The sequence below is a fragment of the Calditerricola yamamurae genome, from assembly GCF_054654135.1.
Genome location: NZ_BAAIFH010000004.1, coordinates 157,874 through 180,869, shown reverse-complemented (window position 1 = coordinate 180,869; position 22,996 = coordinate 157,874). Strand labels below are relative to the sequence as shown.

The following is a 22,996-nucleotide window of genomic DNA, read 5'->3' as shown; positions in this document are numbered from 1 at the left end:
AAGGGTTAGGACCTCTTCGGACTAACTTGCCCCCGTGGTAGATGGCGCAGGTCCCTCATGCTTGAAAAGCATGCGAATTTCAAGTAAAGGGGGATTCTTCCATGGACACGATGGGTCGTCACGTCATCGCTGAACTTTGGGGATGCGACTTCGATAAGCTGAATGACCTGAAGTTCATCGAAAAGGTGATGGTCGAAGCCGCGCTGGAAGCCGGGGCGGAGATTCGAGAGGTCGCCTTCCACAAATTTGCGCCACAAGGCGTCAGCGGCGTGGTCATCATTTCGGAATCCCATCTGACGATCCACAGCTTCCCAGAACACGGCTACGCTAGCATTGACGTCTACACGTGCGGGCATCGCATTGATCCCCAAGTTGCAGCGAATTACATTATAGAGAAACTGGGTGCGACCACCGTCGAAGCGGTCCAGGTACCACGTGGGATGGGTCCGGTGAGGGTGGAACACGTCCAGCCCTTCAAGCCGAAAGCCAAAGCGAAGGCCGTTTGACCGCACAGGAAAGTGCCGATGCACTTCGGTGCACTTCCCTGTTGACATACGCGCGCAGGAAATGAGGAACCCGCTGCCGGGTTCCTCATTTCCTATGTAGCCATGGTATCATGAAAGGGACAGGGAAACGACAGGCCAGCGAGTGAGGGACGGCCCATGCGTTGTCCGTACTGCGACCATCTCGGCACGCGGGTGCTTGACTCGCGCCCCGTCAACGACGGCAAGTCAATTCGCCGACGCCGCGAGTGCGAAGCGTGCAGCCGACGCTTTACCACCTTCGAGGTGGTGGAGGAGACGCCGCTGATCGTGATCAAGAAGGACGGGACGCGCGAGAGCTTCAGCCGGGAAAAGGTGTTGCGCGGGATGATTCGCGCCTGCGAAAAGCGGCCGGTGCCGCTCGAGACACTGGAGCGGATCGTCGATGACATTGAACGCCAGCTCCGGGCCAGCGCCCAGTCGGAAGTGCCGAGCAAGACGATTGGCGAGATGGTCATGGAAAGGTTGTATGAGGTGGACGAGGTGTCCTACGTCCGCTTCGCCTCCGTGTACCGGCAGTTCAAGGACATCAACGTGTTCATGAAGGAACTGCGTGAACTGCTTGCCCGAACCAAACAGCGGGAATAAACCGGGGGGATGTGCGGGCGGTGTTGGCGGACGGAGCGGGCCGGCCATTGGGCGGAAGGGGGAAACCGGGATGACCGCGCCGACTTTGAAGGATGCCTATGTGGTTCGGTTCATCCGGCCCATTGCCCCGGCGGAACTGGGGTATGTGCTGCACTTGTACCAGCCGATCGTTGGTCATGCTGCCTGCGCGCTGTACCTGACGCTGCTGTTCAGCGTACCGCAGGACAGTGGTGTGCCCCAGACGGGAATGTTTCGCTGGCTGGTTGCCACCACCGGCCTCAGCCTTGACGCATTAACCCAGGCGCGTCGCCGGCTGGAAGCCGTCGGGCTCATGCGGACATTTCATGTCTCGCAGGATGACGGTGAGGCGGTGTTCGAGTTCTTGCTGTATCCCCCCCTTCCGCCGGCGCGCTTTCTGGCCGACGACGTGCTCAACGTGCTCCTCTTCAACGCCCTCAGCCCCAACCAGTACCGAATGCTGTGCGACCGGTACGGGGCCGATGCCCGCGATGTCCACGCCGCGCACCGCCTCCTGTCTCCCCATGCCGCGCGCACGGAGCTGACCGCCTCCTTTGGCGACGTCTTTGTGGCCGTATCGCCCGAAAAGCTGTCCCGCGAGGGCGACGCGGAGGCGGAGCGGGAGATCGCCGCCGCGCGCGAGGGGCGGGTGTTACCGGAGATGGATCCCTTCGTGCAGGGGGCGGTTTCCTTCGGCACGGTCATCGATGAGGGGGAGCTGGAGGCGTACCTGCCTCCGGATTTTCCCCGCGTCGCCGAATGGCCTCCCGACGCGCGCGATGCGGTGCAGCGCCTGGCTTTTCTGTTCGGGCTGGATGCCTATGCCTTGTCCGTGCACCTGCAGGATCCCTTTGTATGCGGCGATGACGGCATGCCTGACGCCGAGCGGCTCAAGCAGGTGATCAAGCAGGCGTACCTCCACCGCAGCAAGGGCAAATGGCCGCGCGTTGCTGAACGCGTGCAACCTCCCGCTCTGCGCACGGTGCAGGGGGAACCGAAGAGCCGCGAAGAGGCCCATATCCGCACCCTGGAGACACTGTCCCCGGTACGGCTCATCGAGCGCCACCAGGGGGGTGCGCCCGTCTCGGAGGCCGACTTGCGGATTGTGGAGGCGCTGCTGGACGACTACCAACTTCCGCCGGGTGTGGTGAACGTTCTCATCGAGTACGTGATGATTACCAACGACTACAAACTGCCGCGCAACCTCGTGTTCAAAATCGCGGCCCACTGGAAGCGCAAAAAGGTGAAAACGGTGCCCGAGGCCATCGCCGTGGCCCGTGAAGAGCACCAACTTTACCAATCCTGGCGCGGGGGCCGAGACGCTTCTGCGACCAAGGGGCAGGCCAAGGGCGAGCGGCGCACGCGTCGGGCGTCGGGCGGGGAAGACAAGCTGGCCTCCAGTATCGCGCATCAGCTGGAGCGCGAGCGGGAAGGCGCGTACGAGGAACGTCGCGAACGGCCCATCGCCGAAGACGAGGAGCTGCTGCGCCTGGTTCATGAACTGGAGGAGCGGAAAAAGGGGAAATCGTAGATGCGAAGGATTGGCGAGCTATTGGCCAAGTGGCGCGAACAGGACCGGGAAGTGGCCAAGCGCCGGGAGGCGCTTGTGCGGCACCCCGATGTGGCTGCGTTTTTGGACGAACATCCGAACGTTCCCTCGGTGGCCATCGACCGCAGCCTGCCTACGCTGGCCCAGTTTGTGCGCGAACAGGAGAATTGTCGGCGGTGTCCCGGTCTGGAAAGCTGCCCCAACATGATGAAAGGCCACGTCACGCAACTCGTCCTGCACGGCGAGCGCATCGTGCCCGCGCTCAAGCCCTGTTCGCTCTACGCGGCCGAAGCGCGACGGCGCCAGCAGCAGGCCCGTTTTCGCAGCCACCACATCCCCGCCGACGTGCGGGCGGCCCGTTTCACGGAGAACACCATTTTCGATCAGTACAACCGCGAGGCGATTGCGGCGGCGATCCGCTTCTGCCAGCGGTTTCAGCCAGGGAAGAGCCCCATGGGACTCTATTTTTATGGGCCCTTCGGCGTGGGAAAAAGCCACCTGATGGCTGCCCTGGCTAATGAGCTGGCCGCCATGGGGTACGATTCGCTCATGGTGTATGTGCCCCTGTTTTTGCAGGAGATGCGCGATGCCGTAAAGGACGGGACCTTTTCGGCCAAACTAGAAGAGGTGTGTGCCGTCCCCGTTCTCATCCTCGACGATATCGGGGCCGAAACGCCGTCGCCGTGGGCCCGCGACGAGGTGTTGGGAGCGGTGCTCCACCACCGTGTGGCCCACAATCGACCAACGCTCTACACCTCCAATCTGAGCTACGACGAACTGGAGGAGGCCCTCGCCGCCGTGGGGGGCAGCGCCGCCGACCGCACCAAGGCGAAGCGAATCATGGAGCGCATCCGGCACTATACCGAGGCCTATTTTCTCGATGGGCCCAATCGTCGCAAGCGGAACAAAGAGGCGGGTCGACCATCCTGAAATTTTTTTTTGCACGAGGGGTTGATTTTTACGAGACCATGGTATATACTCAAAACTGTCGTGAGCGGACAACACGACAGCAAAACGAAATATGCAAGCGAACGCGTGGGGCCATAGCTCAGTTGGGAGAGCGCTTGCATGGCATGCAAGAGGTCAGGGGTTCGAATCCCCTTGGCTCCACCATCACGCGGAGCTGTGGTGAAGCTGGAGTTCACGCCGGTCTGTCACACCGGAGGTCGCGGGTTCGAGTCCCGTCAGCTCCGCCATATCCCGTGGTCCGGTAGCTCAGCTGGTAGAGCAGAGGACTGAAAATCCTCGTGTCGGCGGTTCGAGTCCGTCCCGGACCACCATTTTTCTTTGCGGAAGTGGCTCAGGGGTAGAGCACCGCCTTGCCAAGGCGGGGGTCGCGGGTTCGAATCCCGTCTTCCGCTCCATATCTTTTTGCGTCTTTTGTATTGAATTTTTTATTTCTTTAGGTATTTTATCGCGTAGCGGCATGTGCGGCGCGCACCGATGGGGTGCGCGCTTTTTCATTGGCTGGCTTGCGGGCTGCCAAACGGATGCCGTTGTGCTAGGATGAAGGAAGGACGGGATGGCGAACGGGAAGGATAAAACGGGGCGGAATGCGGGAGGGCGCCTGCGGTGGCGCGCCCGCTGACGGAAGGGAGGAGAAACGGATGTCGGCCATCGACCGCATCTTGGCGCGGGCCCTTGCCGGGGAGCGTCTGGGGCTGGAGGACGGCATTGCGCTATTTGAGAGCGACGAGGTGGAAAAGATCGGATACGCCGCCGACCAGATCATGAAACGGTGGCATCCGGAGCCGATTACCACCTTCGTCATCGGACGAAACATCAACTACACCAACGTGTGCGACACCTACTGCCGGTTCTGCGCCTTCTATCGCCCGCCGGGCCATCCGGAAGGCTACGTGTTGCCCAACGAGATCATCTTCCAGAAGATCCAGGAGACGATCGACGTGGGCGGCACGGAGATCTTGATGCAGGGCGGCACTCATCCCGATTTGCCGTTTGACTACTATTTGAATTTGCTGCGGGAGATCAAGCGGCGGTTTCCGCAGATCCACATCCACTCCTTCTCCCCGGCGGAAATCTGGAAAATGGTCGAGGTATCCGGGCTTCCGCTGGAGGAGGTGATTCGCCAGCTCAAAGAGGCGGGCCTTGACTCCATCCCGGGCGGTGGGGCGGAGATTCTCGACGATCGCACGCGTCTGCGCATCAGCCGCAGGAAAGGGTCGTGGACGAAATGGATGGAGGTTATGCAAACGGCTCACCGTCTTGGCATGCACACCACGGCGACGATGGTGATCGGCTTCGGCGAGACCCTTGAGGAGCGCGTGCTGCACCTGCTCCGCATTCGCCAGGCTCAAGACGAGACGCGCGGATTTCTTGCCTTTATCGTGTGGACGTTCCAGCCGGAAAACACCCGCCTTCCGCGGGAGAAGCTTTCCCCGGAGGAGTATCTCAAGGCGGTGGCAATCAGTCGCCTGATGCTGGACAACATCCCCAACTTCCAGTCGTCGTGGGTGACGATGGGACCGGAGATTGGCAAAATGTCGCTGTCGTATGGCTGCAACGATTTCGGCAGCACGATGATCGAGGAAAACGTCGTCTCCGCAGCCGCCTGTACGCACAAGGTGAACACCAACCTGATCCTGCGCCTGATCCGCGAGGCCGGAAAAATTCCCGCCCAGCGCAACACGCGGTACGAGATCTTGCGCGTGTTCCGGGAAGGGGAGACCGTCGAGAGGGACTTCGTGATGCAAAACTGAGAAGCATGGCCGGGGCATATTCGTGCTGGCGTCCCCATATGCTATCCATGATCGTCCAATTAAGGGGGCGCGATCGTGGAAGGCGTGTACATGGTTTTCGATTTTCAGCGCAGACCGATCGACGCGCTGAAACCGTATGTGGTGCACCAGCTGACGCCGATAAAAGCCGAGGGGATGCCGGTGCGCGTCCTGGTCCGGCCGACCGAAAGCGGCTACGCGCTGTGGTGTTACTCGTTGTCGGATGGGCCACATACCGTGGGTTCCAACGCGGTGCGCCACGCGTTGGCCTCGGCCCTGGCCGACTACATCGTCGCCGAGCGGGAAAAGGAGCTGGTTCGGGGTTGGCTTCGACGCATCTTGCGTCATGCCGACGCCGAGGAAACCGCCCTGATCTTGCGCTATGCTCAGGCGTATTTGGGAGCCGAAAACGGTGAAGCCGCGAAGGGCCGGCGCGCGAAGCGGAAACGCTTCCTCGTCGCCGGCCTTCTTCCGTTTCTGGTTCCGGGCAAGCCCCTCATCCTCGAGGGGGTACTACGCTTTCGCCTGCGCGCATACCAACGGGAGCTGGTTCGCGCGGTAGAAAAGGGGATTGACGACTACCGGAGCGAGTGCCAGTACCGGAACTTTGTCCGCTTGCTCCGCTTGTTTGTGGGCAGCAAGCCGCCCCGCCTCCCCCATCTCCACCTGGTTTATACGGACGAGCGAACCGTGCGCCTGCTGGACGACGCCCTTCGTCCCATCGAGGCGGAGGCGATGCGCGCCGTGTTGCGGGAGGTTCCCGATGCCCTGGAGGACGCCCTGATGAGCACCCTGGTGGCCCTCGCCCCCGAGCGGCTGACGCTGCACGTTCGGGCAGCCAACGGCCGCACGGTGGAGACGTTGTGTCGGGTGTTTGAGGGGAAAGTTTCGCTGTGCCCTGGATGTGCGCTGTGTGCTGTCCCCGATTTCGCCCCTTCCACTGCCCAACGCGTACAAAGCGAGGCAGAGGATCGCCGGACTGCTGTGGTGGAAAGGACGACCGTGCGGAAAAGGCACGAGGACGCGGCGCCCCGATAAGCGAACGACCCCGGCGGCGTGCGGCAAGGCTGGGGGTGGAGGGCCCAAAAGCCGATCGATGGTGGGGTGGAAGGAGGCCATTTCCGTGCACAAGCGGTGGGGAAGGATTCTGATTATCGTGGTCGCGATGTTGGCGGTGTGTGGAGGCCTTGCTTCTGCGCATCTTCCCGTGCAGGTCCTGGTCGACGGGAAGGAACTGGAAGCGAAACGACCGCTCCAGATCGTGGAAGGAACGGTGCTGGTTCCTGTGCGGACGCTGGCGGAAGCCCTCGGGGCCACGGTGGACTGGGACGCGAAAACCCGGACGGTTCATGTCGACAACCGCGCCAAGCGCAGTCTGGAACGGCGGGTGGCACGGTTGGAGGAAGCATTGGCTCCCGAGACGCCCCAGGCAGCGGTTCACACCTGGGCTCGGGGGGTGAAGGCGCGCAACGGTGCGCTGCAGTTTGCGGTGATGACCCCAGAGTTGAAAGCGAAAATGGAACCCTACTTGAGTCCGTCGTGGGTCACGGGGGTTTCCAGTCCCTGGGTGGACGATTATACCATCACTGAGGTTAACGGCGCAGGTGACCGGCGGCAGTTTACCGTGCGCTTTGCCCTGAGGACCTCCACCGGGCCTGCCGGCTCCTTTGCCTCAACGGTAACCGTCGAAAAGCGAGACAACCACTGGTATGTCGCGGCGGCACGGCCCTATCCTTGGCTGAACCTGGAAAACTGATCGTGCCGCGCCCGGTGGAATCCTTTCGCTCCGCCATTGACGAACGGCATAAATGCGGTAAAATAGATCACGACACGGTTATACTGGGGAATGCGATGACGAGGCCATGGATCCGTTCCCACGGTTCCCAGAGAGAGGGGCCTTGGCTGGAAGCCCCTCAACACGGGGAGCGGGTTCACCCCCTCGGAGCAGCAGCGGGGAAACGGGGGTTGTACGTCCCGGAGTATCCGCTTGCCGGCGATGTGCGCCGTTATCGCAAGGAAGGGCAGGCCAACGCCGCATCTGTGGCGTGCCGTTTGAGCCTGTGCGCGCGACCCGAAAGGAGGCGGATACGCCTCATGGTGTTGCGCCAGAAGCGCATGGCATGCGCTGCCGGCCTGCCAAAGTAGGGTGGAACCACGACACGCTCGTCCCTATGGATGGGCGTGTTTTTTGTTTGGGGAAAACACACCACGAGGAAAGGAGCGAGGGGCATGACGGTGCAGGTGACGTTGCCGGACGGTTCGGTACGCACCTACGAACGCGGTGTCACGCTGGAGGCGATCGCCGCGTCCATCGGCCCGGGCCTGAAGAAAGCGGCCGTGGCCGGCAAGCTCAATGGCAAGCTGGTGGACCTGTCCACGCCGGTGGAGGAAGACGCGGCGGTGGAGATTGTGACCGTTGATTCGCCGGAAGGGCTGGAGGTGCTGCGCCACAGTGCGGCACACCTGTTGGCTCAGGCGGTGAAGCGCCTCTATGGGGCCGACAAGGTGAAACTGGGCGTGGGGCCGGTCATCGAAAACGGCTTCTACTATGACATGGACGTGCCCCATCCCCTCACGCCGGAGGACCTGGAAAAGATCGAGGCGGAGATGCGCAAGATCGTGCAAGAGGACCTGCCGGTGCGCCGCCGGGTGGTGACGCGTGAGGAAGCCAAACGGCTGTATGAGGCGATCGGCGACCACCTGAAGCTGGAGCTGATCGACGAGATTCCCGAGGGCGAGCCGATCACGATTTATGAACAGGGCGAGTTCTTCGACCTTTGCCGCGGGCCGCACGTGCCGTCGACAGGTAAGATTAAGGTGTTCAAGTTGCTCTCGGTGGCCGGGGCGTACTGGCGCGGCGATGCCAATCGGCCGATGCTCCAGCGCGTCTACGGCACGGCGTGGGCCAAGCAGAGCCAGCTGGAGGCGTATCTGAAGCAGCTGGAGGAGGCGAAGGAGCGCGACCACCGCAAACTGGGCAAGCAGCTGAAGATCTTCACCTTCTCCCCCGAAGTGGGGCAGGGCCTGCCCATCTGGCTGCCCTACGGGGCGACGGTGCGGCGGATTATCGAGCGGTACATTGTCGACAAGGAGCTGGCCCTCGGCTACCAGCACGTCTACACGCCGCACCTGGCCAGCGTGGAGCTGTATAAGATCTCCGGTCACTGGGATCATTACCACGAGAACATGTACCCGCCGATGAAGATGGACAACGAGGAACTGGTGCTCCGCCCGATGAACTGCCCGCATCATATGATGGTGTACAAGCAGGAGGTGCGCAGCTACCGGCAGCTGCCCATCCGCATTGCCGAGCTGGGCACGATGCACCGCTATGAGATGTCCGGGGCGCTAACCGGGCTACACCGTGTGCGGGCGATGACGCTCAACGATGCCCACATCTTCTGTCGGCCGGACCAGATCAAGGAGGAGTTCACCAACGTCGTCAAGCTGATCCTCGCCGTGTACGACGACTTTGGCATCCGTGATTATTGGTTCCGCCTGTCGTATCGCGACCCGAACGACAAGGAGAAATACGTGCAGAACGATGAAATGTGGGAGCTGGCCCAGGGCATGCTGCGCGAGGCGATGGAGGAAATGGGCTTTGACTATGTCGAGGCGGAAGGGGAGGCCGCCTTCTACGGCCCGAAGCTGGACGTGCAGGTGCGCACGGCGACTGGCAAGGACGAGACGCTGTCGACGGTGCAGCTCGATTTCCACCTGCCGGAGCGTTTTGGCCTCGAGTACATCGGCGAGGACGGCAAGCCGCACCGCCCGGTGGTGATCCACCGCGGGATCGTCGGCACAATGGAGCGCTTCGTTGCCTTCCTTCTCGAGTACTACAAGGGGGCCTTCCCGGTGTGGCTGGCGCCGGTGCAGGCGCGCATCCTCACCATTACTGACGCCCAGGTGCCCTACGCGCGCCAGGTGCGCGACAAGCTGGCCCAAGCCGGCATTCGCGTGGAGCTGGACGAGCGGAGTGAGAAGATCGGCTACAAGATTCGCGAAGCGCAGTTGATGAAGATCCCCTACATGCTCGTGGTCGGGAACAAGGAGGTCGAAAACGGCACCGTCGCGGTACGTAAGCGTGGTGCCGGCGATCTCGGTCCGCAGCCGGTCGACGAGGTGATTGCGACCATCGTGGAGGAGGTACGGTCGAAGAAAGACGCGCAGCCCGGCGCCTAGAGCCGGGCTGCCGCCGTGCCGCATGGGGCTTTCGCACCGGGACGCGAGGTGCAGCGGCGCGCGGGCGGAGCCCTTAGTGCAGCTGCGCCTGCACCGTTTCCACCTGCTGGCTCATCGTCAGGGGTTTGTCTAGCCGGTCGTCGATGGTAATGTGCGTCACCAGACGCGTCGCCCCGTTCTGCAGGCAGGCGCGATGCACGTCCTGGACGCAGGCCAGGAGCTGGTCCAGGGGGCCTTCTATCACCGTTGCCGTCGGCGTGACTTGGTAGGGCAGCCCCTTCTCCTCGATGATGCGGCAGGCCGTGGTCACGAGGGCGCTAAAACTGGAACTCCCCGTACCCACCGGTGTGACGCTGATTTCCAAGATGGCCATGAAACCTTTCCCTCCTTCCGCGGTTGGTTCCTGCCTAGGACAGGGCTATGGTTAGTGTGGGCGAAGGCGTTGGAAATCAAACTTGACGTCCGGTCGGGAAGCGTGATAAAGTGTAGAAGAAGTAAACGTATAACGGAACAGGAACGGATGGGAACCAAGCAGAAGCACCCGCTGCTTCTCACCTGATCGGCGCTCGGCGGAGCAGCTGACAGGTTCGCGCGTACGAATCCTCGCGATGTTGCCTGGAGTCGGCGGGTGGCGTTCGCCCGCCGATTTTTGATTTGAGTTTTTCCTGGAGGTGGCAAGCAATTAGCAAGGAATTTTTGGTCAACGAACAGATCCGCGCACGGGAAGTCCGTTTGATTGGGCCGGACGGCGCACAGCTGGGCATCAAGCCGTTTCGCGAAGCCTTGCGCATCGCGCAGGATATGGGCCTCGATTTGGTGAACGTGGCGCCGCAGGCCAAACCGCCCGTTTGTCGCATCATGGATTACGGCAAATTCAAGTACGAGCAAAGCAAAAAGGAGCGGGAGGCCCGCAAGAAGCAAAAGGTTGTCCAGATCAAGGAAGTGCGCCTGACGCCGAACATTGAGGAGCATGACCTGCAGACCAAATTGCGCAACGTGCGCAAGTTTCTGGAAAGCGGGGACAAGGTGAAGTTGACGATTCGCTTCCGCGGGCGGCAGATTACCCATGCCGAATTGGGGCAGCAGGTACTCGACCGCCTGGCTAAGGAAGTTGAAGATATTGGCGTCATCGAGCGCAAGCCTGTGCTTGAAGGACGCCAGATGATCATGATTCTCGCGCCGAAAACGCCAAAAGGATAGGAGGAATCACCATGCCCAAAATGAAGTCGCGGCGCGCTGCAGTGAAGCGCTTTAAAAAGACGGCTACGGGGAAAATCAAGCACTATCGGGCCTACAAGAGCCACCTCAATGAATGGAAACCGGCCAATCGCAAGCGTCGCCTGCGTGGCTCGGCCATTGTCAGCAAGGGCGATGCCAAGCGCATCAAGCAGTTGATCGCCTACCTGTAAACGCTCCGTACACGTTTTGATTCGCCAAGGGATGTGCGCAACGTAAAGGAGGGATTACGATGCCGCGCGTAAAAGGTGGACCATATACGCGCCGTCGTCGGAAAAAAATCTTGAAGATGGCCAAAGGGTACTTCGGGTCGAAGCATGCCCTGTACCGCACCGCGAAGCAGCAAGTGATGAAGTCGCTGATGTACGCCTACCGCGACCGTCGTCAGCGCAAGCGCGACTTCCGCAAGCTGTGGATCGCGCGCATCAATGCGGCGGCGCGGATGAACGGCCTGTCCTACAGCAAGTTCATGCACGGCCTGAAGTCGGCCGGCGTGGCCATCAACCGCAAGATGCTGGCCGAGCTGGCCGTCAACGACCAGAAGGCCTTTGCCGAGCTGGCCAATCTGGCCAAGCAAAAGCTGAACGCGTAACGCTCGAGAACCAGAAGCGGCACCCTCGACGTACCGAGGGTGCCGCTGTTTTCTTTTGGCCCGTTGGGCGCTACCGGATCACGTCGGTGGGTAAGGGTCCGTAACGAATATGGTATCCTCAAGAAAAAGCCCTGCGCAGAACCGGAGCGAAGGAGGACCGAGCGATGACCTGGCGATTCGACACCCGCGTCGTCCATTTCCGCCCCAAAGGCCTGGAGCGCGAGACCCCCAAGGCGCCGCCGATTTACCAAACGTCGGCCTTTGTCTTTTCCAATCTCGAGGAGCTGGAGGCGTACTTTACCGGCGAGCGGCCGTACCTGTACACGCGGTATCGGAACCCCAACGCTGACGACTTCGCCCGCGGCGTAGCTGCGCTGGAAGGCGGCGAGGACGGGGCGGCGGCAGCGTCGGGCATGGCGGCGATCCTGGCCGCGACGCTGGCCGCTGTGAAACCCGGGGAGCGCATCCTGTGCCCGGAAGAGGTGTACGGCGGGACATACCTCTTGTTCACACGCGAACTGGCGCGCCTCGGCATCGGCGTCGACTTCGCACCGGCGCAGGATGTGGACGCCTTTGCCCGCGCCTTTACGTCGGCCACACGCCTCGTGTTTCTGGAGACCATCTCCAACCCGCTCCTCCGCGTACCGCCGCTCCCAGAGCTGGCCGCCCTCGCCCGGAAGCGCGGTGCTGTTGTTGTGGTGGACAACACCTTTGCTACGCCGTACCTGGCGCGGCCCCTCGAGTGGGGCGCCCACCTCGTTGTGCACAGTGCGACGAAGTTCCTCGCCGGTCATGGCGACGTGACGGCGGGGGTGGTGGTCGGCGAAGGGCGCTTCGTAAAGCGGGCGCGGGAGATCATCGCCGCATACGGATGCCACCTGAGCCCCTTTGAGGCGTGGCTGGCCGCACGGGGTCTGAAAACCCTGTCCGTGCGCATGGAACGGCATTGCCAAAACGCCGCCCGGGTGGCGCGTTGGCTTTCCGAACACCCGGCTGTCGCACATGTCTTCTATCCCGGGCTTTCCCACGACGAGGATCGCGTTCACACCCTTCTCGGCGGGCGCGGCGGGGCGCTGGTCACCTTTCGCCTGCGCGAGGGGGCGAACGTGCGGGACTTTTTCCGCGGCTTGACCTGGATCAAGCTGGTTCCCACCCTGGCCGGCGTGGAGACCACGGTGGCCCACCCGGCTTCCACGTCGCATCGCGCCATCCCTCCGGCGAAGCGGCGCGCGCTCGGTGTGACCGAAGGCGTGGTGCGCGTTTCCGTCGGCCTGGAGGATCCTGCTGACATTTGCGAGGAGCTGGCGCGGGGATTGGCGGAGGCGGAAGGAAACGGCGAACGGACGATGCCATCCGATTGACAACCGGTTCTTTTTGCGGTACAGTACGAATAACAACAATCGCATATTCTTGGAAAATGCGGACCTTTTCTTATCCAGAGAGGTGGAGGGACTGGCCCGATGAAACCTCGGCAACCGGCTTGCCGTCTGTGGGCAAGCAGCGGTGCCAACTCCTGCGGAAACGCCTGGCGTTTCCGAGAGATGAGAAAAGGCCGAGCCGATACCCGTGTATCGACAAGGCCTTTCTCGCGCAGAGAAAGGCCTTTTTTCATCCGCGCGGTGCTTGGATTTGGCGGTTTGAAACGGGCGTCCGATAAGGAGCGGGAAAGGAGCGACGTGGGGATGGTGTATCACGTTCACCGTTTGCGGGAAAAGCTGCGGTTGGGGAAGTTTGTCGTCACGGCGGAGGTGGAGCCGCCAAAAGGGTCCGACCCGACCCCCACGCTGGAAAAGGCCAGTCTGCTGCGCCACGTGGTTGACGCGCTCAACGTGGCGGACTGCCCGATGGCCAACCTGCGCATGAGTCCCATTGCCTTGGCCCACATCTTGCAGGATGATTTGGGGATCGAGGCCATCTTTCACCTGACGTGCCGGGACCGCAATGTGCTCGGATTGCAGGCCGAGTTGCTCGGGGCGGCGGCCCTCGGCGTGCGGAATATCCTCACGCTTACGGGCGACGCGCCGGAACGGGGCGATCATCCCTTGGCCACCGGTGTATTCGACGTTGATGCGGTGGGGCTGATCCGGCTGGCGTCCACATTGAACACGGGACGCGACGTGAACGGCAACCGCCTCGAGTCGCCCCCGGAGTTTTTTATCGGGGCGGCAGCCAATCCCGGAGCGGAAGACTTGGCGCGGGAAGTGCGGCGGCTCGAGGAGAAAGTGGCCGCCGGGGCGGCGTTTGTCCAGACCCAGCCGATTTATGATGTCGAGACGGCCGAGCGATTTTTGGACGCGACGCAGCACTTGGACGTACCCATTCTGTTTGGGCTCATGCCGCTGAAAAGTTACAAGATGGCCTGTTATCTGAACGAGAACGTGCCTGGCATCACCATACGCGAAGAGGTGTTGCGGCGGGTAGAGCGCGGCGGACGGGAAGAGGGGGTGGCCGTGGCGCGCGAGCTGTTTGAGGCGTTGCGCGGTTTTGCCCACGGTGTGCACCTGTTCCCCCTCGGCGATGTGACGATGGTGCACGAGATCCTCGGCGTGCCCGTTCCGGCGCCACGGCGCATTGTCGGGATAAACCGATAGGCGTACTGAGAAATTCGGTCTTGACAGGCCGAAAACAAGGCGCTAAGATGAAATCAAAATTATTCAATCCCATCTGAATACACGGTTTTCACCAAATCACCAATCTTTTCTGTAACGTTTTACAACCGTATACGGATGGAAACGGCTCTTATCCAGAGAGGCGGAGGGACTGGCCCGATGAAGCCCGGCAACCGGCCAGCCGTTTGTCGGCGGGCACGGTGCCAATTCCTGCAGAGGGATCCCCTCTGAGAGATGAGAGCTTCGTAGGCGAAGCCTCCTCTTTCAGAGAGGAGGCGTTTTTTGTGTCGCTCTTCTAGACGGGCGCCACGTTTTCGGCCGTTGTCTGAGCCTTGCGGCGGTGCACAGGCGGACACCTGGTGCAATAAGGTAAAAGGGCAAGGGCGCCATCTAGAGGGAGCGCGCAGTCGGGAAACCACGGAGACAGGAGGCGTAGGTAGGGTGGAAGCGGTGCGCATCGAGTGGACGCCGGAAGGAATCGCCAAGCTAGCGGATTGGTGGGAGGAAAAGACGCCCCAGGAGCTTCTGGCCCTGGCGGTGGAACGTTTTGGCACAAAGGTGGCGCTGGCCTGTAGTTTCGGTGCCGAGGATGTGGTCCTCGTCGACATGCTGGTGAAGATCAATCCGGAAGTGCCGATTTTCTACCTGGACACCGACAAGCATTTCTGCGAGACCTATGAAACCCGCGACCGCCTGTCTGCCCGGTACGGCATCTCGTTTGTGCAGGTGAAGCCGGCGCTGACCTTGGAGGAGCAGGCGGCGCGCTACGGGGAGCGGTTGTGGGAGCGTGATCCCAATTTGTGCTGCAATCTGCGGAAAGTGGCACCGCTCGCCGGGTTTCTGCGGGAGTTTGACGCGTGGATTACCGGCATTCGCCGCGAGCAGGCGCCGACACGGGCCAATGCGCGCAAGGTGGAATGGGACGCCAAGTTCGGGGTGGTGAAGTTCAATCCCCTGGCAGACTGGACGTTCAAGGACGTGTGGCGGTACATTCACGAAAACAACGTGCCATATAACCCGCTGCATGACCGTGGGTACCCCAGCATCGGGTGCGAATGTTGTACGCGGCCGGTAAAGCCGGGCGAGGATTTCCGCGCCGGACGGTGGGCCGGTTTCAACAAGACGGAGTGCGGCCTGCACACGACGTAGGTTGACGACGGGGAGGGTGTACCGTGCAGAAGCTGATTGTGTTGGCGTTGATTGGACTGCTGGCGCAGCTGGTGGACGGGGCGTTGGGCATGGCGTATGGCGTCACGTCAACATCGCTGCTCCTCTTGTTTGGCTTGAGTCCGGCTGCCGCCTCCGCTTCGGTGCATCTGGCCGAGGTGGTCACAACGGCGGCTTCTGGTCTGTCCCATTGGCGGTTTGGCAACATCGACCGTCACGTGGTCCGCACGCTTGTTCTCCCCGGTTCCATTGGCGCGTTTGGTGGGGCCTATTTTTTGGCCAGCGTGTCCGGTGAGACGATCAAGCCGTTTGTTTCGGCCTTTCTGTTGGCGCTGGGTGCGTACATTCTGCTCCGCTTTCTTGTGGCCCGGCCGGGGTTCCGACCGAAACGCGGTCGCGTGCCGCGGCGGTTCCTCGCTCCCTTGGGGCTGTTTGCCGGCTTTGCCGATGCGGTGGGGGGCGGCGGTTGGGGGCCGATCACCACACCAGCGCTGATGATGCGTCGCGACCTGGAACCGCGTCGGGTGATCGGCTCCGTTGATACCAGCGAGTTTGCCATTGCCCTGTCGGCCACGGTGGGGTTTGCCCTGTCCATGGGCTTCGAACCCGTTCATTGGCTCTGGGTCGGCGCGCTGGTCCTCGGCGGGATCATCGCCGCTCCCATTGCCGCCTGGCTGGTGAGGGTGATGCCGTCCCATGTGTTGGGGGTCCTGGTTGGCGGGGTTATTCTGCTGACGAACATGCGCACGCTGCTGATCGCGTTGGAGGTGCCCGAGACGGCCAAGATGTGGGTGTACGGCGCGCTGTGGACAGCGCTCATTTCCGCGTTTGGCTATACGTTGCACAAGCACCGACATGCGGCGAAACGCGCGTTGGCCACGGAGAGCACACCGGGGTGATGGCCAAAAGGACGTGTCCTGCATCACACATTCGGAGGTGTCGATGTCCCAATGGTGTACGAACCGATTGTGCCACATGGGAAGCGCTTGGTTGAGCGCTACTTTCGACGGGAAGACCTTCCCGCCGCTCCCGAGGAACTGCCGTATGTCGAGGTGGACGGCTGGACCATGGCCGATTTGACGTGCCTGGCCTACGGCGCCTTCTCTCCCCTTGACGGGTTCCTGGGACGCGACGATTACGAGAGCGTACTGGAGCGCATGCGACTCGCCAACGGCACAGTGTGGACGATTCCCATCACCCTGCCCGTTCCCCGCGATGTGGCCAGCCGGGTCGGACACGGCGAGTTCCTTGCCCTCGGGCAAAACAGCACGATCTACGCCGTTGTGCGCGTCGACGATTGCTATGCACCGGACAAAGAACGGGAAGCTAGGGCCGTCTACCTGACGGATGAGGTGGCCCATCCCGGTGTGAAAAAGCTGTATGCGCGTCCGGACGTGTACATCGGCGGCCCCGTGTGGGTCTTCCGCTTGCCGCCCTCGCCCTTTCCGCAGTACACCTTTACGCCGGCCCAGGCGCGCCGCCTGTTTGTCGAACGCGGATGGAAAACCGTTGTGGGGTTCCAGACGCGGAACCCGGTGCACCGGGCCCACGAGTACATCCAAAAGGTCGCCCTGGAAATCGTGGACGGCCTGTTCTTGCACCCCCTTGTCGGCGAGACCAAGTCCGACGATATCCCGGCCGATGTGCGGATGAAAAGCTACGAAGTGCTCCTGGAGCATTACTATCCGAAAACGCGCGTCATTCTCGGGACCTATCCCGGCGCCATGCGCTATGCCGGGCCGCGGGAAGCGGTGTTTCACGCCATTGTGCGCAAGAATTATGGTTGCACCCACTTTATCGTCGGGCGCGACCATGCCGGCGTGGGCAACTACTATGGCACGTACGACGCCCAGCGCATCTTTGACCGCTTCCCGCCGGAGGACATCGGCATCACTCCCCTCTTCTTCGAGCACACCTACTATTGCCGCCGCTGTGGGCAGATGGTGTCGGCCAAGACCTGCCCCCACGGGGAGGCGGATCATGTCAAGCTGTCCGGGACGAAGGTGCGGCAGATGCTGCGCGAGGGCAAGCCGCTCCCGCCGGAGTTTACACGCCCGGAAGTGGCCCAGGTGTTGATCGAGGGGCTCCGCGTCAAGACCAACGCGTAATTGTTCGGATGCCGGGGCACAACAAAAACCGCCCGGGGAGCGATGCCCCCGCGAGCGGTTCCACCTGCCTTTTCCGGGACGAATGGCAGTCCTTTTGGGGTGTGGTCCCCATCGCGTTGCCGGCTACGAGGCAGCCCGGCGATCACGCGCTCTGCCGCTCGTACGCGGCGGATTGTGCCAGCTTGCTGTTCCGGTAGCCGTAGAGGAAGTAGACGGCGAGGCCGACGCCGAGCCAGATGAAGAAGGCCGTCCAGGTGACCGGCGGTAGGTTGAACATCAGGAAGAGGGCCACCAGGGAGCCGAGGATGGGCGTGATCGGCACGCCGGGAACGCGGAATCCGCGCGGCAGGTTGGGCTGCTTGTAGCGCATGACGAGGACGCCGATCTGGATGAGCACGAAGGCGGTCAGCGTGCCCATGTTGACGAGCTCGGCCAGCCGGCCCAGCGGAATGAAGCCGGCCAGCGTGGCGGCTACCATCCCGGTGACCCAGGTGCCGAGGTAGGGCGTCTTGTACCGCTCGTGCACGCGGGCAAACACCGTTGGCAGCAGGCCGTCACGCGACATGGCGTAGAAGATGCGCGTCTGGCCGTAGGTCATCACCAGGATGACCGTCGTAATGGTGATGACCGCTGAAACGGAGATGATGCCGGCCAGCCAGTTCTGGCCGACCATTTCCAGGGCGAAGGCCACCGGCGCGCTGTGGTTCAGCTCGGTGTACGGGACCATTCCGGTGAGGACGGCCGCCACCACGATGTACAGGAGGGTGCAGATGGCCAGGGAGCCGATAATTCCGATCGGCAGGTCGCGCTTCGGATTTCGTACCTCTTCGGCCGCCGAGCTGACGGCGTCAAAGCCGCAGTAGGCAAAGAAGACGACGGCAGCGCCGCTAAATACGCCCGCCCATCCGAAGGGCATGAACGGCGACCAGTTCTCCGGCTTGACGTAGAAGGTGCCGACGAGGATGAACAGGAGCACAATGGCGACCTTCAGGAACACGATCAGGTTGTTGACGCGGGTGCTTTCTTCCACCCCGCGCGACAGGAGCCAGGCGATGAAGAGCACGATGGCCGCGGCTGGGAGGTTGATCAGCCCGCCCTCAAAGGGTGTCTTGACGAGGGCGTGGGGGAGGGTGAGGCCGAGACCGGACAACAAACTCTGGAAGTACCCCGACCATCCGACGGCCACGGCGCTGACGGCCAGCGTGTACTCGAGGATGAGATCCCAGCCGATAATCCAGGCCAGAAACTCGCCCATCGTGGCGTACGTATACGTATAAACGCTGCCCGAAATTGGGACGCTTGAGGCGAACTCTGCGTACGACAGCGCGGCGAAGGCGGCGGCGAGCCCCGACAGGATAAACGAAAGGATCAGGGCGGGACCAGAATGTTGGGCCGCCGCCACGCCCGTGAGGACGAAGATTCCCGTCCCGATGATGGCGCCGATACCGAGCAGCACCAGGTCCAGGGCGCTGAGGGCACGGCGCAGTGACGTTTTTTCGCTTTCCTGCAACAGCTGGGGAATCGGTTTCTTGCGCCATACACTCATCGGACGTAACCTCCAAGAGATGCGGTAGGTAGGATTGCCTTACCGAAAGAAAGCGATTCGAATGATGGGTAAATCCTATCTGAAAATGTTTGCAACGTCAAAGTCGGTATGCGTGGATTGTTCCGGCCACACGCCTGCATGCTTTTTTCTTCCCCTTTTAACGCAAAAACGCGAATGTGCTTTGCAGCAAAAAAGCGATAACGCATTTCCCCCGCCGTCCGGTTTGTTTCGCGGTGCGGAGCGGCCGCCATCCGGGCGGTGGGGGTTTTGCCGTTTGGCCGTTGACACGTACCGGGGAGGCGGTTATAATACCAACTAACATCTCACACCAATATTCCGACTGTTCCGAGTGAATGTCATTGCATTCCAATACTGATCATTCGGAACAAAATCACAAGGGGAAAGGCGAGGAAAAGGCCATACGCCGTGGAACGCGACCCTCCAGAGAGCCCGGCCTGCGGCTGGAAGCCGGGCGGGTACCGTCTGCGGCGTGCTCTCCTTGGAGCCGTATTCCTGAACGCGGCGGGACCGAGCCGCGCACGAACAGGCAAGGCATCCTGCCGTCAGTAGGGAATGACGGAGGCCCCCGTTACGGGCCGGGGTATGCGTCGCATACCCGCTGAGGCCACGTGTCGCGAGACCGTGGCGAAGTTGGGTGGTACCGCGAAGTCCTTTCGCCCCAGCACCTCCCGTCGGGGAGGCGGGGTGAAAGGGCTTTCATTTTTGAGGATGACCTTGTGCGATCGAGAGAGGAGGAGTGGGGGATGACCAGCAAAGCGGCGACGGCTGAAACGTTCATACTGGAACGCGTACAGGAAGATGTGGGGCGCGAAATGACCGGAGCGGAAATTCTTTTCCGCTGCCTGATCCTGGAGGGCGTTGAGGTCTTGTTTGGCTATCCGGGCGGCGCCGTGCTGCCCATTTACGACACGCTGTACGATGTGGCCATTCGCCACGTGCTGACCCGCCATGAGCAGGGTGCCGTGCATGCCGCCGACGGCTACGCCCGGGCCACGGGGAAACCCGGCGTGGTGATTGCCACCTCCGGGCCCGGAGCGACCAACCTGGTGACGGGCATCGCCACGGCGCAGATGGATTCCGTCCCGCTCATCGCCATCACCGGCAACGTCAAGCAGCAGCTGATCGGCACCGACGCGTTTCAGGAAGCGAACATCGTCGGCATCACCATGCCGATCACGAAACACAACTACTTCGTCCGCGACGTACGCGACCTGCCGCGCATCGTGAAGGAGGCCTTCCACATCGCCACGACGGGGCGACCGGGGCCGGTGCTGATCGACATTCCCAAAGACGTGTCGGAGGCGAAGGCGCCCTTTACCTATCCCGAAGACGTAAACCTGCGCGGTTACCAGCCCACTGTCGATCCCCACCCGTTGCAGGTGGAGCGGCTCCGGCAAGCGATCAAAGGGGCGAAAAAGCCGGTCATTCTCGCCGGCGGTGGGGTGATCGCATCCGGCGCCCATGAGGAGCTCATCCGCTTTGCCGAAACGGCGCGCATCCCCGTCATCACCACGTTCATGGGGATCGGCGGCTTTCCCAGCGGTCATCCGCTTCATCTGGGCATGCCGGGGATGCACGGGACATACGCGGCCAACATGGCCATCTGCCAGTGCGACCTTCTGATCGGGATCGGTGCCCGCTTCGATGACCGCGTCACGATGGGGCGGCTCGACGCCTTCGCCCCGCACGCCAAGATTGTGCACATCGACATCGACCCGGCGGAAATCGGCAAGAACGTCGACACGTACATCCCCATTGTCGGCGATGTCAAGCGTACCCTTGCCGTGGCGCTGGAGGGTCTTACCCCGGCCGACTCGGCGGCGTGGATTGCCCAGCTGGACGCGTGGAAGCGGGCGTATCCGCTGCGCTACCGGACGACCAACGGCCGCCTGAAGCCGCAGTATGTCATCGAACTCCTCGACGAGCTGACCGGCGGCGAGGCGATCATCACCACCGACGTGGGCCAGCACCAGATGTGGGTGGCCCAGTTCTACCGCTTCAAGCGACCGCGCTCCCTGGTGTCGTCGGGTGGCCTGGGGGCCATGGGTTTCGGCTTGCCAGCAGCGATTGGCGCGAAGTTGGGGTGCCCCGACAAGCCGGTGATTGCCGTGGTCGGCGACGGCGGATTCCAGATGACCATGCAGGAGCTGGCCGTGGTGAAGCAGTACAACATCCCGGTCAAGGTGGTCATCATCAACAACCGCTTCCTCGGCATGGTCCGCCAGTGGCAGGAGCTGTTCTACCAGAAGCGCTACTGCGAGGTGGATCTGTCTGTGAGCCCCGACTATGTCAAGCTGGCCGAAGCCTACGGGCTGCGCGGACTGCGGGTCGAGACGCCGGAAGCGGCGCGGGCCGTGCTGCAGGAGGCGCTGGAGGTCGACGAGCCGGTGGTCGTCGATTGCGTCGTCGAGCCGGAGGAAAACGTCTACCCGATGGTGGCGCCGGGCAAGCGATTGGACGAAATGGTGCTGGGAGATGAGGCCTGATGCGACGCGATGAGCAGCGGCACACCCTTGCGATCCTCGTCAACGACCAGCCGGGCGTGCTGGCGCGGGTGGCCAACCTGTTCGGGCAGCGCGGGTTCAACATCGAGTCGATCACCGTGGGGCCTTGTGAGGAGCCGGGGCTTTCGCGCATGGTGATCGTCACCCGCGGTGACGAACGGGTGGTGGAGCAGATCAGCAAGCAGCTGCACAAGCTGATCGACGTCATCAAGGTGCAGCGTGTCAGCGAGTTCCCGATGGTCGAGCGGGAGCTGGCCCTCATCAAGGTCGGCGCCACGCCGGCGGTGCGGACGGAAATCCAGGGAATTGTCGAGCCGTTTCGCGCGTCGGTGGTGGACGTGGGGCCCCAGTCGCTCATCGTTCAGGTGACGGGGGATCCGGAGAAGATCGATGCGCTGATCGAGCTGTTGCGCCCCTACGGCATCAAGGAGCTGACGCGTACCGGCGTGACGGCGATGATGCGCGGTTCGGTCAAGCAGGCCGTTCATGGGTGAGGTCGCCGGGGGAATCCCCCGAGGAGCAAGGCGTTTCTACCTATATTGATTTCCCGAATCCAGAAGAGGAGGAGACGTGCGCATGGCGACGCTGTATTACGAAAAGGATGTCAACCGTTCCGTTCTGGAAGGGAAAACGATTGCCGTCATCGGCTATGGAAGCCAGGGACATGCCCAAGCGCAGAACCTGCGCGACAGCGGGTTTTCGGTGATCATCGGCGTGCGGCCCGGCAAGTCGTGGGAGCAGGCCGAGCGGGACGGCTTTGCCGTGTACACGCCGGACGAGGCGGCGGCGCGGGCTGACGTGATCCAGCTCCTCCTGCCTGACGAGAAGCAGCCGGAGGTGTATCGCGCGCAAATTGCGCCCCACCTCACCGCCGGTAAAGCCCTGTTCTTTTCCCACGGGTTCAACATCCACTTCGGACAGATCGTCCCGCCCGAGAATGTTGACGTGGTGATGGTGGCGCCCAAGGGGCCGGGCCACCTCGTGCGCCGCGTCTTTACGGAAGGTTTTGGCGTGCCGGCCCTCCTCGCCGTGCATCAGGACGCCACGGGCCATGCCAAGGCGCTGGGACTGGCCTATGCCAGCGGCATCGGCAGCACGCGGGCTGGGGTGATCGAGACGACCTTCCGCGAAGAGACGGAGACCGACCTTTTCGGCGAGCAGGTGGTGCTGTGCGGCGGCGTCACCGCGCTCATCCAGGCCGGGTTCGAGACCCTCGTCGAAGCCGGCTACCAGCCGGAAATCGCCTACTTTGAATGCCTGCACGAGCTCAAACTGATCGTCGACCTGATGTACGAGGGCGGGCTGGCCAACATGCGCCACTCCATCAGCGACACGGCCGAGTTCGGCGACTACCTCATCGGCAAGCGGATCATCGGCGACGAGGTGCGCCGCGAGATGAAGAAGGTCCTCGCCGAAATCCAGAACGGTACCTTTGCCCGTACGTGGATCCTGGAGAACCAGACGGGCCGGCCGTACATGAACGCCCGCCGGTGCCAGGAAGCCGAACACCCCATCGAGCAGGTGGGTGCGCGGCTGCGGGCACTCATGGCGTGGCAGAAGAAGCGGGAAGACGTGCCGGTGAGCCGGTAAGCGCCG

Annotated in this window: 21 protein-coding genes, 4 tRNA genes and 2 riboswitches; of the genes, 23 read left to right on the top strand and 2 right to left on the bottom strand. The window is 62.3% G+C overall.

Going from position 1 to position 22,996, the window contains the following annotated elements; translation table 11 throughout:
- The first annotated feature begins 101 nt into the window (after positions 1-101).
- The 12 genes from speD to thrS all read left to right on the top strand — a co-directional run bounded on the left by speD (position 102) and on the right by thrS (position 9,617).
- The gene (gene speD / locus ACYQ0Z_RS02275; RefSeq protein WP_459864032.1) at positions 102-506 is read left to right on the top strand and encodes an adenosylmethionine decarboxylase; all 405 of its coding nucleotides are present in this window, start codon (positions 102-104) and stop codon (positions 504-506) included.
- Positions 507-662: 156 nt separating this feature from the next.
- Positions 663-1,130 (top strand): transcriptional regulator NrdR, encoded by a 468-nt coding sequence (gene nrdR / locus ACYQ0Z_RS02270; protein ID WP_459864030.1) that lies wholly within the window; start codon positions 663-665, stop codon positions 1,128-1,130.
- 70 nt (positions 1,131-1,200) lie between these two features.
- Positions 1,201-2,679 (top strand): replication initiation and membrane attachment family protein, encoded by a 1,479-nt coding sequence (locus ACYQ0Z_RS02265; RefSeq protein ID WP_459864028.1) that lies wholly within the window; start codon positions 1,201-1,203, stop codon positions 2,677-2,679.
- A complete protein-coding gene (gene dnaI, locus ACYQ0Z_RS02260; RefSeq protein ID WP_459864026.1) occupies positions 2,680-3,627 on the top strand; it encodes a primosomal protein DnaI in 948 nt (315 codons plus the stop codon).
- Positions 3,628-3,734: 107 nt separating this feature from the next.
- Positions 3,735-3,810 (top strand) — tRNA-Ala (locus ACYQ0Z_RS02255).
- A 6-nt stretch (positions 3,811-3,816) separates the two neighbouring features.
- Positions 3,817-3,893: transfer RNA gene (locus tag ACYQ0Z_RS02250), tRNA-Asp, on the top strand.
- Between the two features lie 8 nt (positions 3,894-3,901).
- Positions 3,902-3,977 (top strand) — tRNA-Phe (locus ACYQ0Z_RS02245).
- Between the two features lie 9 nt (positions 3,978-3,986).
- A tRNA-Gly gene (locus ACYQ0Z_RS02240) sits at positions 3,987-4,061 on the top strand.
- A 243-nt stretch (positions 4,062-4,304) separates the two neighbouring features.
- Positions 4,305-5,417 carry a cyclic dehypoxanthinyl futalosine synthase gene (mqnC, locus tag ACYQ0Z_RS02235; RefSeq protein ID WP_459864024.1) on the top strand — a complete coding sequence of 371 codons (1,113 nt, stop codon included), beginning with the start codon at positions 4,305-4,307 and terminating at the stop codon, positions 5,415-5,417.
- A 75-nt stretch (positions 5,418-5,492) separates the two neighbouring features.
- The gene (gene ytxC / locus ACYQ0Z_RS02230) at positions 5,493-6,473 is read left to right on the top strand and encodes a sporulation protein YtxC (RefSeq protein ID WP_459864022.1); all 981 of its coding nucleotides are present in this window, start codon (positions 5,493-5,495) and stop codon (positions 6,471-6,473) included.
- 85 nt (positions 6,474-6,558) lie between these two features.
- Positions 6,559-7,191, top strand: a complete 633-nt coding sequence (locus tag ACYQ0Z_RS02225) for a stalk domain-containing protein (protein ID WP_459864020.1) — start codon at positions 6,559-6,561, stop codon at positions 7,189-7,191.
- A gap of 473 nt (positions 7,192-7,664) precedes the next feature.
- Entirely contained in the window at positions 7,665-9,617 is a 1,953-nt protein-coding gene (gene thrS / locus ACYQ0Z_RS02220; RefSeq protein ID WP_459864018.1) for a threonine--tRNA ligase, read from the top strand.
- A 73-nt stretch (positions 9,618-9,690) separates the two neighbouring features.
- Here the strand turns inward: thrS and ACYQ0Z_RS02215 are convergent, their stop codons facing one another.
- Complete coding sequence (locus ACYQ0Z_RS02215; protein ID WP_459864016.1) at positions 9,691-9,990, bottom strand: MTH1187 family thiamine-binding protein; 300 nt, start codon at positions 9,988-9,990, stop codon at positions 9,691-9,693.
- Positions 9,991-10,271: 281 nt separating this feature from the next.
- Here ACYQ0Z_RS02215 and infC point away from each other — a divergent pair, with 281 nt between their 5' ends.
- The 8 genes from infC (at position 10,272) to sat (ending at position 17,329) form a co-directional block, all read left to right on the top strand.
- Positions 10,272-10,817 carry a translation initiation factor IF-3 gene (gene infC / locus ACYQ0Z_RS02210; protein ID WP_459864014.1) on the top strand — a complete coding sequence of 182 codons (546 nt, stop codon included), beginning with the start codon at positions 10,272-10,274 and terminating at the stop codon, positions 10,815-10,817.
- A gap of 11 nt (positions 10,818-10,828) precedes the next feature.
- Entirely contained in the window at positions 10,829-11,026 is a 198-nt protein-coding gene (gene rpmI, locus ACYQ0Z_RS02205) for a 50S ribosomal protein L35 (RefSeq protein WP_459864012.1), read from the top strand.
- A gap of 59 nt (positions 11,027-11,085) precedes the next feature.
- Positions 11,086-11,445, top strand: coding sequence for a 50S ribosomal protein L20 (gene rplT, locus ACYQ0Z_RS02200; RefSeq protein ID WP_459864010.1), 360 nt, complete (start codon positions 11,086-11,088; stop codon positions 11,443-11,445).
- A 164-nt stretch (positions 11,446-11,609) separates the two neighbouring features.
- A complete protein-coding gene (locus ACYQ0Z_RS02195) occupies positions 11,610-12,806 on the top strand; it encodes a trans-sulfuration enzyme family protein (RefSeq protein WP_459864008.1) in 1,197 nt (398 codons plus the stop codon).
- Positions 12,807-12,873: 67 nt separating this feature from the next.
- Positions 12,874-12,993, top strand: a riboswitch (SAM riboswitch).
- 134 nt (positions 12,994-13,127) lie between these two features.
- A complete protein-coding gene (locus tag ACYQ0Z_RS02190; protein ID WP_459864006.1) occupies positions 13,128-14,036 on the top strand; it encodes a methylenetetrahydrofolate reductase in 909 nt (302 codons plus the stop codon).
- Positions 14,037-14,181: 145 nt separating this feature from the next.
- Positions 14,182-14,295, top strand: a riboswitch (SAM riboswitch).
- Between the two features lie 215 nt (positions 14,296-14,510).
- Complete coding sequence (locus ACYQ0Z_RS02185; RefSeq protein WP_459865071.1) at positions 14,511-15,203, top strand: phosphoadenylyl-sulfate reductase; 693 nt, start codon at positions 14,511-14,513, stop codon at positions 15,201-15,203.
- Positions 15,204-15,226: 23 nt separating this feature from the next.
- A complete protein-coding gene (locus tag ACYQ0Z_RS02180) occupies positions 15,227-16,120 on the top strand; it encodes a sulfite exporter TauE/SafE family protein (RefSeq protein ID WP_459864004.1) in 894 nt (297 codons plus the stop codon).
- Between the two features lie 51 nt (positions 16,121-16,171).
- Positions 16,172-17,329 carry a sulfate adenylyltransferase gene (sat, locus tag ACYQ0Z_RS02175; RefSeq protein WP_459864001.1) on the top strand — a complete coding sequence of 386 codons (1,158 nt, stop codon included), beginning with the start codon at positions 16,172-16,174 and terminating at the stop codon, positions 17,327-17,329.
- A gap of 142 nt (positions 17,330-17,471) precedes the next feature.
- On the opposite strand, the gene bcaP is transcribed toward sat, so the two are convergent.
- Positions 17,472-18,875 (bottom strand): branched-chain amino acid transporter BcaP, encoded by a 1,404-nt coding sequence (bcaP, locus tag ACYQ0Z_RS02170; RefSeq protein ID WP_459863999.1) that lies wholly within the window; start codon positions 18,873-18,875, stop codon positions 17,472-17,474.
- An 833-nt stretch (positions 18,876-19,708) separates the two neighbouring features.
- Here bcaP and ilvB point away from each other — a divergent pair.
- From ilvB to ilvC, 3 genes are all read left to right on the top strand, one after another.
- The gene (gene ilvB / locus ACYQ0Z_RS02165; protein ID WP_459865069.1) at positions 19,709-21,382 is read left to right on the top strand and encodes a biosynthetic-type acetolactate synthase large subunit; all 1,674 of its coding nucleotides are present in this window, start codon (positions 19,709-19,711) and stop codon (positions 21,380-21,382) included.
- Positions 21,382-21,894 (top strand): acetolactate synthase small subunit, encoded by a 513-nt coding sequence (ilvN, locus tag ACYQ0Z_RS02160; RefSeq protein WP_459863997.1) that lies wholly within the window; start codon positions 21,382-21,384, stop codon positions 21,892-21,894. Before ilvB ends, ilvN begins: the two co-directional genes overlap by 1 nt.
- 82 nt (positions 21,895-21,976) lie before the next feature.
- Positions 21,977-22,990: a ketol-acid reductoisomerase gene (ilvC, locus tag ACYQ0Z_RS02155; RefSeq protein WP_459863995.1), complete on the top strand. Its 1,014-nt coding sequence runs from the start codon at positions 21,977-21,979 to the stop codon at positions 22,988-22,990.
- Positions 22,991-22,996 lie beyond the last annotated feature (6 nt).

What these genes read in the sequence shown, in the direction of transcription:
- speD (WP_459864032.1), top strand. Translation starts at nt 102, where the DNA reads ATGGACACGATGGGTCGTCACGTCATCGCTGAACTTTGGGGATGCGAC.
- nrdR (WP_459864030.1), top strand. Translation starts at nt 663, where the DNA reads ATGCGTTGTCCGTACTGCGACCATCTCGGCACGCGGGTGCTTGACTCG.
- ACYQ0Z_RS02265 (WP_459864028.1), top strand. Translation starts at nt 1,201, where the DNA reads ATGACCGCGCCGACTTTGAAGGATGCCTATGTGGTTCGGTTCATCCGG.
- dnaI (WP_459864026.1), top strand. Translation starts at nt 2,680, where the DNA reads ATGCGAAGGATTGGCGAGCTATTGGCCAAGTGGCGCGAACAGGACCGG.
- mqnC (WP_459864024.1), top strand. Translation starts at nt 4,305, where the DNA reads ATGTCGGCCATCGACCGCATCTTGGCGCGGGCCCTTGCCGGGGAGCGT.
- thrS (WP_459864018.1), top strand. Translation starts at nt 7,665, where the DNA reads ATGACGGTGCAGGTGACGTTGCCGGACGGTTCGGTACGCACCTACGAA.
- ACYQ0Z_RS02215 (WP_459864016.1), bottom strand. Translation starts at nt 9,990, where the DNA reads ATGGCCATCTTGGAAATCAGCGTCACACCGGTGGGTACGGGGAGTTCC.
- rpmI (WP_459864012.1), top strand. Translation starts at nt 10,829, where the DNA reads ATGCCCAAAATGAAGTCGCGGCGCGCTGCAGTGAAGCGCTTTAAAAAG.
- rplT (WP_459864010.1), top strand. Translation starts at nt 11,086, where the DNA reads ATGCCGCGCGTAAAAGGTGGACCATATACGCGCCGTCGTCGGAAAAAA.
- ACYQ0Z_RS02195 (WP_459864008.1), top strand. Translation starts at nt 11,610, where the DNA reads ATGACCTGGCGATTCGACACCCGCGTCGTCCATTTCCGCCCCAAAGGC.
- ACYQ0Z_RS02190 (WP_459864006.1), top strand. Translation starts at nt 13,128, where the DNA reads ATGGTGTATCACGTTCACCGTTTGCGGGAAAAGCTGCGGTTGGGGAAG.
- sat (WP_459864001.1), top strand. Translation starts at nt 16,172, where the DNA reads ATGGTGTACGAACCGATTGTGCCACATGGGAAGCGCTTGGTTGAGCGC.
- bcaP (WP_459863999.1), bottom strand. Translation starts at nt 18,875, where the DNA reads ATGAGTGTATGGCGCAAGAAACCGATTCCCCAGCTGTTGCAGGAAAGC.
- ilvB (WP_459865069.1), top strand. Translation starts at nt 19,709, where the DNA reads ATGACCGGAGCGGAAATTCTTTTCCGCTGCCTGATCCTGGAGGGCGTT.
- ilvN (WP_459863997.1), top strand. Translation starts at nt 21,382, where the DNA reads ATGCGACGCGATGAGCAGCGGCACACCCTTGCGATCCTCGTCAACGAC.
- ilvC (WP_459863995.1), top strand. Translation starts at nt 21,977, where the DNA reads ATGGCGACGCTGTATTACGAAAAGGATGTCAACCGTTCCGTTCTGGAA.